This is a genomic window from Streptomyces sp. NPDC031132, from assembly GCF_055570595.1.
This window is the reverse complement of record NZ_JBVIGX010000007.1, coordinates 70407-80859: the sequence shown is the minus strand read 5'-3', so window position 1 is coordinate 80859 and position 10453 is coordinate 70407. Positions and strand designations below refer to the sequence as shown.

9 protein-coding genes are annotated in these 10453 nt (G+C 71.8%); 6 read left to right on the top strand and 3 right to left on the bottom strand.

Annotation, left to right across the window (positions count from 1 at the left end):
* The first annotated feature begins 111 nt into the window (after positions 1-111).
* The gene (locus ACZ49B_RS12765; protein ID WP_468304186.1) at positions 112-537 is read left to right on the top strand and encodes a secondary thiamine-phosphate synthase enzyme YjbQ; all 426 of its coding nucleotides are present in this window, start codon (positions 112-114) and stop codon (positions 535-537) included.
* Between the two features lie 91 nt (positions 538-628).
* A complete protein-coding gene (locus ACZ49B_RS12760) occupies positions 629-1549 on the top strand; it encodes a cobalamin-binding protein (protein ID WP_468304183.1) in 921 nt (306 codons plus the stop codon).
* Between the two features lie 9 nt (positions 1550-1558).
* On the opposite strand, the gene ACZ49B_RS12755 is transcribed toward ACZ49B_RS12760, so the two are convergent.
* On the bottom strand, positions 1559-2971 hold the full coding sequence (locus ACZ49B_RS12755; protein ID WP_468304181.1) for a short-chain fatty acyl-CoA regulator family protein: 1413 nt from the start codon (positions 2969-2971) through the stop codon (positions 1559-1561).
* Between the two features lie 373 nt (positions 2972-3344).
* On the opposite strand from ACZ49B_RS12755, the gene aceA reads away from it, so the two are divergent.
* From aceA to ACZ49B_RS12740, 3 genes are all read left to right on the top strand, one after another.
* Positions 3345-4628 carry an isocitrate lyase gene (aceA, locus tag ACZ49B_RS12750; RefSeq protein ID WP_468304179.1) on the top strand — a complete coding sequence of 428 codons (1284 nt, stop codon included), beginning with the start codon at positions 3345-3347 and terminating at the stop codon, positions 4626-4628.
* A 134-nt stretch (positions 4629-4762) separates the two neighbouring features.
* Positions 4763-6355: a malate synthase A gene (gene aceB, locus ACZ49B_RS12745; protein WP_468304176.1), complete on the top strand. Its 1593-nt coding sequence runs from the start codon at positions 4763-4765 to the stop codon at positions 6353-6355.
* Positions 6352-7230, top strand: coding sequence for a 3-hydroxybutyryl-CoA dehydrogenase (locus ACZ49B_RS12740; protein WP_468304173.1), 879 nt, complete (start codon positions 6352-6354; stop codon positions 7228-7230). The genes aceB and ACZ49B_RS12740 overlap by 4 nt, the downstream gene beginning before the upstream one ends.
* Positions 7231-7366: 136 nt before the next feature.
* Here ACZ49B_RS12740 and ACZ49B_RS12735 read toward each other — a convergent pair whose 3' ends face one another.
* Both ACZ49B_RS12735 and ACZ49B_RS12730 read right to left on the bottom strand, forming a co-directional pair.
* Positions 7367-8275, bottom strand: coding sequence for a hypothetical protein (locus ACZ49B_RS12735; RefSeq protein ID WP_468304170.1), 909 nt, complete (start codon positions 8273-8275; stop codon positions 7367-7369).
* 270 nt (positions 8276-8545) lie between these two features.
* On the bottom strand, positions 8546-9280 hold the full coding sequence (locus ACZ49B_RS12730) for a class E sortase (protein WP_468304167.1): 735 nt from the start codon (positions 9278-9280) through the stop codon (positions 8546-8548).
* 196 nt (positions 9281-9476) lie between these two features.
* Between ACZ49B_RS12730 and ACZ49B_RS12725 the strand changes: the two genes are divergently transcribed.
* Positions 9477-10424 (top strand): 5'-nucleotidase, encoded by a 948-nt coding sequence (locus tag ACZ49B_RS12725; RefSeq protein WP_468304164.1) that lies wholly within the window; start codon positions 9477-9479, stop codon positions 10422-10424.
* Positions 10425-10453 lie beyond the last annotated feature (29 nt).

Below are 10453 nucleotides of genomic sequence, written 5' to 3'. Positions count from 1 at the left end.
TCCTCCTCCCCCCCCCCCCCCCCCCCCGCCCCCCACCCCCCCCCCCCCCCCCCCCCCTCGTCCCCCCCCCCCCCCCCCCCCCCCCCCCCCGCGCCCGGCGAGGATGGGTCCATGGCAGACACCTTCACCACACGCACCCTCGATGTGACGACGGGCTCCTCGGAGACCGTGCACGACCTGACCACGGCCATTGAGGAGTTCCTGCGGGACGCCGCCCGTGGCCGCGACGGACTGCTCAACGTGTTCACTCCGCACGCCACGGCCGGGCTGGCCGTCATCGAGACGGGCGCCGGCAGCGACGACGACCTGCTGGAGGCCCTGCGCACCCTGCTGCCGGCCGACGACCGCTGGCGCCACCGCCACGGCTCCCCGGGGCACGGCCGCGATCACGTGCTGCCCGCGTTCGTACCGCCGCACGCCACGCTGCCGGTGGTGCAGGGCAGGCTGGCCCTGGGCACGTGGCAGTCCGTCGTGCTGGTCGACACCAACCGCGACAACCCGCACCGCACGGTACGGCTGTCCTTCCTGTCCTCGTAACCGTCCCCCCGGCTCCCCATCGGCGCCGGGTGCGCCGTGGACGGGCGCGGGCGTGTCAACCACCCCTGGAGCGGGGGCCTACGCTCGAGGCATGCGCATCGTCTCCCTGCTCCCCGCGGCCACCGACATCGTGGCCGAGCTCGGGCTGGCCGCCGATCTGGTGGGCCGTACGCACGAGTGCGACTGGCCGCCGCAGGCCGTGGCCGGGGTGCCGGTGGTGACCGCAGCCGAGTTCTCCTCGGACGCCCTGAGCAGCCGGGAGATCTCCGCCGCCATCGGCGGCGCCGCGCACAGCGGCTCCTCGCTCTACACCCTCGACACCGAGGCTCTGGGCGCCCTCGCACCCGATGTGATCCTCACCCAGGACCTGTGCGACGTCTGCGCGGTCTCCTACGCGGGAGTGAGACGGGCGGTGCGCGTCCAGGGCGCCGGGCCCCGGGTGCTCAGCCTCGAACCGCGCACCCTGGACGACGTACTGGACTGCCTGGTCACCGTGGGCGAGCTGCTGGGCGTACGGGAAGTCGCGCGGGCCCGGCGCGAGGCCCTCGCGACCCGGCTGGAGGCCGTCCGCACGCAGACGGCGGGGCGGCCGCGCCCCCGGGTGGTGGCCATCGAGTGGCTCGATCCGCTCTGGCCCGCCGGTCACTGGGTGCCGGAGCAGATCACGTACGCGGGCGGCGAGGCGCTGATCGCCGCGCCGGGCGAACACACCCGCCCCGTGGACTGGGACACGGTCCGGGCGGCCCGTCCCGACGTGCTCGTCCTGCTGCCCTGCGGGTTCAGCCCGGAACGTACCCTGCGCGAGCGGGAGTTGCTGACCTCGCTGCCCGGCTGGGCGGAGCTGCCCGCCGTACGGGCCGGGGAGGTGTGGGTGCTGGACGGGCCCGCGTACTTCAACCGGCCGGGCCCACGGGTGGTGCGCGGCGCGGAGGTCCTGGCGCACGTCCTGCACGGGGTCCGGGCCGGTGAGCCGGTGACGCCGGCGGAGGCCTTCCGGCTGGGCCGTTCCTGAGATCCTGCCCTACTCGGCGACGCGGTACGGGACGAAAGTGCTGCTGTTCTCGTCGACGGCCAGCGGGCGCCCGAGCGGCGGGACGGCGCGCTGCGGGCACTCCAGGCGCTCGCAGATCCGGCAGCCCATGCCGATGGGCGTGTCGGCGGAGGTGTCGTCCAGGTCGAGGCCGTCGGAGTAGACGAGCCGCGAGGCGTGCCGGATCTCGCAGCCCAGGCCGATCGCGAACGTCTTGCCGGGTTCGCCCCAGCCGCCCCGGTGCCGGGTGACGGCGCGGGCCGTCCAGAGGTAGCGCTGCCCGTCCGGCATGGCGGCGACCTGGACGTGGATGCGGCCGGGCGCGGCGAAGGCCTCGTACACGTTCCACAGCGGGCAGGTGCCGCCCGCGCGGGAGAAGTGGAAGCCGGTCGCGGACTGCCGTTTGGACATGTTCCCGGCGCGGTCCACGCGCACGAACGAGAACGGGACCCCGCGCAGCCTGGGGCGTTGCAGGGTACTCAGGCGGTGGCAGACCGTCTCGTAGCCGAGACCGAAGTGGTCGGTGAGCCGCTCGATGTCGTAACGGAATCCCTCGGCGGCCGTGTGGAAGGCGCCGTACGGGAGGATCAGCGCGGCGGCGAAGTAGTTCGCGATGCCGATCCGGGCGAGGCCGTGCGGGGTGGAACCGGCGCGGAAGTCCTCCGAGGCGAGCCGGTCCAGCTCGTCCCCGTACTCGAGCAGGGCCAGCTGCGTGGCCATCCGGAAGGCCTGCTGCCCCGGCCTCAGGCGGGCGGACAGCTGGAGCACGCGGCCGGATTCCGCGTAGTGGTGCAGCCGCTCGGAGCCGGCCGCCGAGTCGCCGGCGACCGCGATCCGTACGCCGTGCCGGTCCGCCAGCCGGGCGGAGAGGGCGCGGAGGACCTCGCCGGGCCGGATCCCGATGGTGCGGGCCAGCTCCTCGGCGGCGAGGTCGGTGTCGTGGAGGTAGTTCTGGCGGCGGTAGAAGAACTCGCGGATCTCCTCGTGCGGGGAGAGGGGCCCGCCGCCGTCCCCGTCGCGACCGTCCGCGACCCCGGCCAGGCCCTCGGCCAGCCGCTGGCTGCGCCGCCCGAGGTCCAGCAGCACCTGGGCGACCGCCGGCATCCGGGAGGCGAGGTCGGCGAGGTCGGAGGCGGAGACCCGGGCCTCCGCGACCTCCCCGGCCAGCGCTTCGCGCAGGTCCGCGACGAGGCGGCTGGTGTCCCGCTCCGAGAAGAACCCGGGATCGACGCCGAAGGCCTCGGTCAGCCGCAGCAGCACGGGCACGGTCAGCGGGCGGGAGTCGTGCTCCATCTGGTTGAGGTAGCTGGGCGAGATCGCGAGTACCCGGGCCAGGTCGGCCTGGCTCATCCGGCGCTCCTCGCGCAGCCGCCGCAGCCGCGCTCCCCCGTACGTCTTGCCCACCGTGCCCGTGCCCCCTCGTGTCCCGCGTCGGCCCAGCCCGGCAGTTCACATCGAACGCTTTGCAGACTTGGCAAACCAGCGCGAAAAGATGCGCAGAACTTAGCAGGCATCCCGCCTTGATGGCACTGGGTGTCATTGGGAGAGTCGTCCTGCGGCCCGCCGGACTCGGCGGCCGGCACGGAACAACCAGGCGCGATTCATGCCCTGATGTCGGCGATCCCGGCAGGTTCCGGCTGGGGTTCGACAACATTGCTCAGCTCGTTCCACGTACGGACGGCGGGCCGCAACCACTGCGAACGGCACACAGTGCCAAGCCTTTGCACCTTTGACGTACAGGCGCAGCTCAATCGACATCATGGAGACGGTGACGGTCATGGCAGACACGCACACGGCAGCAGCAGCGGACCTCGCCGAGCGCTGGGCGAGCGACCCGCGCTGGGCCGGCATCGAGCGGACCTTCTCCGCCGAGGACGTGGTCCGGCTCTCCGGCAGCGTCCGCGAGGAGCACACCCTGGCCCGGCGCGGCGCCGAGCGGCTGTGGCGCCGGCTGCACGAGCGGGACTACGTCCACGCGCTCGGCGCCCTCACCGGCGGCCAGGCCGTCCAGCAGGTCCGGGCCGGCCTCCAGGCCATCTACCTCTCCGGCTGGCAGGTCGCCGCCGATGCCAACCAGGCCGGCCACACCTACCCGGACCAGAGCCTCTACCCGGTCAACTCCGTGCCGCAGGTGGTCCGTCGGATCAACAACGCGCTGCTGCGCGCCGACCAGATCTCCACCGCCGAAGGCGGCACGGACGGCATCGACTGGCTGGCGCCGATCGTCGCCGACGCCGAGGCCGGTTTCGGCGGTCCGCTGAACGCCTTCGAGCTCACCAAGGCGATGATCGCGGCGGGCGCGGCCGGCATCCACTACGAGGACCAGCTCGCCTCCGAGAAGAAGTGCGGCCACCTCGGCGGCAAGGTGCTCGTCCCCACCTCGCAGCACATCCGCACCCTGAACGCCGCCCGCCTGGCCGCCGACATCGCGGACACCCCGACCCTGATCATCGCCCGTACGGACGCGCTCGCCGCGAACCTGCTGACCAGCGACGTCGACGAGCGCGACGCACAGTTCGTGACGGGTGAGCGCACCGCCGAGGGCTTCTACCGCGTCCGGAACGGCATGGCCCCGGTCATCGCCCGCGGCCTCGCCTACGCCCCGTACGCCGACCTCATCTGGGTGGAGACCGGCACCCCGGACCTGGCCCAGGCGCGCGAGTTCGCCGAGGCGATCCACGCGCAGCACCCGGACCAGATGCTCGCCTACAACTGCTCGCCCTCGTTCAACTGGAGGGCCGCGCTGGACGACGACCAGATCGCCAAGTTCCAGCGCGAGCTCGGCGCGATGGGGTACCGCTTCCAGTTCATCACCCTCGCCGGTTTCCACTCCCTCAACCACGGCATGTTCGACCTCGCCCGCGGCTACGCCGAGCACGGCATGACCGCGTACGTGGACCTCCAGGAGCGCGAATTCGCCGCCCAGGAGCACGGGTTCACCGCGGTCAAGCACCAGCGCGAGGTCGGCACCGGCTACTTCGACCTCGTCTCCACCGCCGTCAACCCCTCCTCCTCCACCACCGCGCTCGCCGGCTCCACCGAGGAAGAGCAGTTCCACTAGGAACCCGACGGGTCCTGGGACCCGCTTCGGTCCAACGAACAGCACCGCTTCGCCCGCCCCGGCCCGTCGGCCCGTGTTGCGGAGGGCCGGACGCACCGTCCCGTCCGGCCCTCCCCTCCCTGGAGGAGACCCGCATGTCCACCCACGCACTGACCCGCACCGTCCAGGTCCACGGAACGCCGGGCGAGCGCCACGAGGAGATCCTCACCCCCGCGGCCCTGGACTTCATCGGCCGACTCGACGCCGCCTTCGCCCCGCGACGGGTCGAGCTCTTCAAGGAGCGGCAGCGCCGCCACACCAACCTGGCCGCGGGCTCGCCCCTGGACTTCTCCCGTGCCACCTCGGCCGTCCGGGCCGACCCCGGCTGGCGGGTGGCCCCGCCCGCGCCCGGCCTGGCCGACCGCCGCGTCGAGATCACGGGCCCGCCGGAGCGCCGGATGACCGTCAACGCCCTCAACTCCGGGGCGTGCGTGTGGATGGCGGACTTCGAGGACGCCACCGCCCCCACCTGGGACAACGTCATCGGCGGACAACTCAACCTGCTGGACGCTTGTCAGCGGCGCATCGACTTCACCACCCCGGAGGGCAAGGAGTACCGGCTCGGCACGGACCTCGCGACCCTCGTGGTCCGCCCCCGCGGCTGGCACCTCGCCGAGGAGCACCTCACGGTCGACGGCCGGCCCGTCCCCGCTTCGCTGGTCGACTTCGGCCTGTACTTCTTCCACTGCGCGCAGCGGCAGGTCGATGCCGGGTACGGCCCGTACTTCTACCTCCCGAAGCTGGAGAACCGGTACGAGGCGCGCCTCTGGAACGACGTCTTCGTGCTCGCCCAGGAACTCCTCGGCATCCCCCGCGGCACCGTCCGGGCCACCGTCCTCATCGAGACGATCACGGCCGCGTTCGAGATGGAGGAGATCCTCTACGAGCTGCGCGAGCACAGCTCCGGTCTCAACGCAGGCCGCTGGGACTACCTGTTCAGCCTCGTCAAGAACTTCGGGCACCGCACCGACTTCCTGCTGCCCGACCGGGCCAAGGTGACCATGACCGCCCCGTTCATGCGGGCGTACGCCGAGCTGCTCGTCCGTACGTGCCACAAGCGCGGCGCCCACGCCATCGGCGGCATGGCCGCGCACGTCCCCGGCAAGGACGCGGCCGCGAACGAAGCCGCCCTGGCGAAGGTCCGGCTCGACAAGGAGCGCGAGGCGGAGGAGGGCTTCGACGGCTCCTGGGTGGCGCACCCCGGGCTGGTCCCCGTCTGCCGGGAGGTCTTCGACGGCGTCCTGGGCGAGCGCCCGCACCAGATCGACCGCCCCCGCGAGGACGTGGGCGTCCGCGCCTCGGACCTGCTGTCGGTCCGCCGCATCAGCGGGCCGCCCACGGCGGAGGGGGTGCGTGCCGATGTGGCCGTGGCCCTGCGGTACTTCGACGCGTGGCTGCGCGGCAGCGGCGCCGTGGCCCTCTACGGGCTCATGGAGGACGCGGCCACCGCCGAGATCGCCCGCGTCCAGCTCTGGCAGTGGCTGCGCCACCGCCTGATCACCCGGGAGGAGGTGCTGCGGCTGGTCGACACCGAATGCGCGGCTCTCGCCGCGGAGCAGCCCGACGCCCTGGTCGAGGAAGCGCGCGGCATCCTGGAACGCACCGCCCTGGGCCGCGAGCTGCCCGCGTTCTTCACGCCGGACGCCTACTCCCGCCACCTCGTCCGCCGTACGGAGGCCCGCTCATGAACACCCTCCGCTCCGAGGTCCGCCGCATCGGCATCGTCGGCGGCGGTCAGATGGGCGCCGGAATCGCCGAAGTCTGCGCCCGCGCGGGCCTCGACACCATCGTCTGCGAGGCCGGCGCCACGGCGGCCCGCGCCGCCCGCGAGCGCGTCGCCGTCTCGCTGGAACGCGCCGTGCAGCGCGGCAAGCTCGACCGGGTCTCCGCCGAGGACGCGCTGGCCCGCCTGCTGTTCACCGGGGCCCTCGAGGATCTCGCGGACCGGCAGCTGGTCATCGAAGCCGTGGTCGAGAACGCCGACGTGAAGACCGAGCTCTTCACCGCTCTCGACAAGGTCGTGGAGGACCCGGAGGCGATCCTCGCCTCCAACACCTCCGCCATCCCGATCATGCGCCTGGGCATGGCCACCCGTCGTGCCGACCGAGTGCTGGGCCTGCACTTCTTCAACCCCGTCCCGGTCCTGCCCCTGGTCGAGATCGTCTCCTCCCTCCACACCACGGCGGGCACCGCCGAGACGATGGAGTCCTTCGTCCGGGACACGCTCGGCAAGACCGCGATCCGCTCCCAGGACCGGTCCGGGTTCGTGGTCAACGCACTCTTGGTCCCCTACCTGCTGTCGGCGATCCGGATGGCCGAGTCCGGCTTCGCCACGGCCGCCGACATCGACGCCGGCATGGTGCTCGGCTGCGCCCATCCCATGGGCCCGCTGAAGCTCGCCGACCTGATCGGCCTCGACACCGTCGCCGCGATCGCGGAATCCCTCTACGCCGCAATCAAGGAACCCCTGTACGCCCCGCCGCCGCTCCTCGACCGGATGGTCCAGGCGGGACTCCTCGGCCGCAAGACGGGCCGCGGGTTCCACCCGTACGACCGGGGCTGAGGGGCCCCGGTTCGCCGGGCGGGCCGAGGGCGCCCCGGCTGCTGGGGGAATGGCGGGGCGTGACGAGTGGTGTCGTCGCGCCCCGCCTCGCCCGGCCCCCGCTGCCTCTCGACGACTCGGGCAGGACGCCGCTGGGTCAGACGCCGCCCTCGATGAGCGACCAGCCCGACGAAACGTCGGCGAGCGGGCCGACGTTGGCGTAGTCGCCGTTGACGAGGGTCGACGTCCAGGCGGTCCCGTCGTTCTTGTAGAAGAACAGGCTGTCCGAGGTCCGGCCCACCTTGTCCCAGATGCCGGAGGTGCCGATCTTGCGGAAGTCGATGCCCGAGCCGTCGGTCGCGTCGGACACCCGGAACTCGAGTTGGCCACCGGCCCTCGCCCAGGACAGCACGGAGTCCTCGGTCGCGGTCAGCTGCCCCAGGTACTCGTCCTTGGGGATGCTTCCCGTGTCCGTGTAGACGCCGCTCTTGAGGGTCCCGTAGCCCACGTTGCTCCAGGGGGATTGGCTCGACCCGTGCCTGGCCGCGGAGACCAACGTGTCGCACGAGGCGGCCATCGTCCCCCAGCCCGTGCTGAAGTCGTCGTACACGCGCACCTGTCGGAACGCACCGTTCTTGAGGGTGCCGGTGACGCCGTGGCCGGTGTCGCCGTCGTAGAAGATCACGGAGTCGCCGGACGCCTCGATGAAGGTCCAGTCCGTGGAGAAGTTGTCGAACGTCCGGGTGCGGTGGTACAGCCCGTTCCTGAAGGTGCCGACTTCCCCGCCCCCGGTGTCCTTGTTGTACAGCAGCAGCGAATCGCGGCTCGCTGCTGCGTGCGTGTAGCCGGCCGGGAGGTCGAGCGCCCCCTTGTAGCGCCAGCGGCCCGCTGAGAGGGTTCCTGTGCCGGCTTCGCCGCTGCCGGACTTGTAGAAGAGGATCGAGGTGCTCGGCGTCGTCTGGTTGCAGAACGCCGAAGCGGCCGTCGCGGGCGTCACCGGACCGGCCAGCAGGACGGCCGTCGCGGACGTGGCAGTGGCAAGGGCGGCCACGAGGGATTTCTTCATGTTTCTCCCCTTTTCCTCGCACTTGGGTGCGTGCGGCACCGGGGCGGGTGCGGCCGGCCATCGGGGCGCGCCGGAATGCCCGCGCCGCAGCCGTGCACGATCTGAAGGAGGACGCCCCCCACGCGCGGCCGGTCCGCTCCCGCGGCTCCGGCCCGTCGCCGCTGCCGAGCTCGTTCCGCGCTCGGGCCGAGACGTCCTCGTTCATCGTGCGCTGCCCGGCAACGCACCGCATCTCGGTTCGGTGGCCGGCGGCCGTGCCGTAGCCGTGGGTCAGCCGGCGGGCGGGGCTCCGGCGGTCTTGCGCAGAACCCCTATTTTGTCGATGCGGTGCTCGGGGTTGCCCCGGGCGTCGCTCCAGAAGTTGCCCTCCGCGTGATCCTCCGGTGTGGCGCAGGTCGAGATCGTGATCATGGCCTGCGTGGGGGCCGCCCCGGGCGCCCCGGGCACTGCGGCGCGCTGTTCGCTCAGCGAGCTCTCCGAGCGGAAGGACGTCTTGCGGGTCTCGACGATCTCGTACGTGTACACCGACTCACCCACGGTCACAAGGACCGTGTCGCCCTTGTCGACGGAAGGCAGGTCGTGCAGTGGACCGCCCGCCGACAGGCGGTGCGCGGTGACCAGGAAATTGCCCACCTGACCGGGCCCGACCCCGCCCCGCGCGCCGTACGGGCTGGCCGCCACGCCGAGGTCCTGGATGCGGGTCCCGGGTCCGTCGTCGGTGGTGCCCTCGTACGGCACCACGCGCAGCCCGGCGATACCGGCCGAGGGTATGGACAGCGTCGATACCCGGGTACGGACGCCGGCGCCGGGGCCCACGGACGCCGCCGCCGAAGGAGCGGTACTGGGCGCCGGGGACGGCTCCCGCACGGGCGTGTACGTCACGGCGGCCACGGTCGGCGCAGCCACCGCACCTGCGGCGGCCGACGGCGCACACGCGGCCAGCAGCGCGGTCACGGCCCCGGCCAGTACGGCGGGCACGGCTCGGGACGGAAACGGCAGCAACATGGGCGCCAGGGTGACATACGGGACAACGGGTTGATAAGGGTCCAGGTCTGTGACCTGCCTCCCGTGGCGCGGTCCTGTGCTCGGTCCGGATCGAGGCGCTCCGACGAGAGCACCGGCGACCGGGGTCCGTGTAGGCCTCTCGAGCAAAGGGTGATAAGCATCCCGACGTCGCATTCGTGTCAGCAGGGGGAGCGCCATGAAGTACGACCTGTCCGAGCGCCTGGTGGTGGGGATCGCCTCCAGTGCCCTCTTCGACCTCACCGACTGCGACGCGGTGTTCCGGGAGCAAGGCGAGGATGCCTACCGGATCTACCAGGAGACCCATGTGAACGATGTCCTCGGCAAGGGGGTGGCCTTCCCCTTCGTCAGGCGCCTGCTGTCTTTGAACAACCTCTCGGACCCGTCCGATCCCTTGGTCGAGGTCATCATCCTTTCCCGCAACGACCCGGACACCGGCATGCGCGTCATGCGTTCGATCAAGGCGCACGACCTGCCGATCAGCCGCGCCGTCTTCCGGCAGGGTCGACCCTCGCACCGCTTCATGCCGGCACTGAACATGTCGTTGTTCCTGTCGGCCAACGGACCTGACGTTCGCACCGCAGTCGCAGACGGACTGCCTGCGGGGCACGTACTCGAAACGGCACGAATCGACGACGAGTCCGACCCCGAACTCCGCATGGCCTTCGACTTCGACGGAGTGGTGGCGGGCGACACCGCCGAGAAGATCTACCAGAGCGGCGGTATCGACGAGTTCCGTGCGCACGAAGTCCGCAATGCCACCACCCCCCACGATCCCGGCCCCCTACGAGACTTCCTCGCCGGCATCAATCGCATCCAGCGCCGCGAGGAGGAGCAGCGCCGCAAGGACCACACGTATCAGCTCCGCCTTCGGGTATCCCTGGTCACCGCTCGGGATGCCCCGGCACATGAACGTGCCATCACGAGCCTCAAGCAGTGGGGGCTACGGGTCGACGACGCCTTCTTCCTCGGCGGTATCGACAAGGCTGCGGTCATGAGGACGCTCGACCCGCACATCTTCTTCGACGACCAGGTCTCTCATCTGAACGACACGGCACCGGGCACCCCCAGCGTTCACATCCCTTTCGGAGTGGTCAACACAACGCCCCGCACCGCGGAAGGGTGATGACGGCCGCCGACGCCGGCGGGGCTCCC

Coding starts and splice junctions, on each gene's coding strand:
- ACZ49B_RS12735 (WP_468304170.1), bottom strand. CDS start 8,275: ATGAAGAAATCCCTCGTGGCCGCCCTTGCCACTGCCACGTCCGCGACG.
- aceB (WP_468304176.1), top strand. CDS start 4,763: ATGTCCACCCACGCACTGACCCGCACCGTCCAGGTCCACGGAACGCCG.
- ACZ49B_RS12730 (WP_468304167.1), bottom strand. CDS start 9,280: ATGTTGCTGCCGTTTCCGTCCCGAGCCGTGCCCGCCGTACTGGCCGGG.
- ACZ49B_RS12740 (WP_468304173.1), top strand. CDS start 6,352: ATGAACACCCTCCGCTCCGAGGTCCGCCGCATCGGCATCGTCGGCGGC.
- aceA (WP_468304179.1), top strand. CDS start 3,345: ATGGCAGACACGCACACGGCAGCAGCAGCGGACCTCGCCGAGCGCTGG.
- ACZ49B_RS12725 (WP_468304164.1), top strand. CDS start 9,477: ATGAAGTACGACCTGTCCGAGCGCCTGGTGGTGGGGATCGCCTCCAGT.
- ACZ49B_RS12765 (WP_468304186.1), top strand. CDS start 112: ATGGCAGACACCTTCACCACACGCACCCTCGATGTGACGACGGGCTCC.
- ACZ49B_RS12760 (WP_468304183.1), top strand. CDS start 629: ATGCGCATCGTCTCCCTGCTCCCCGCGGCCACCGACATCGTGGCCGAG.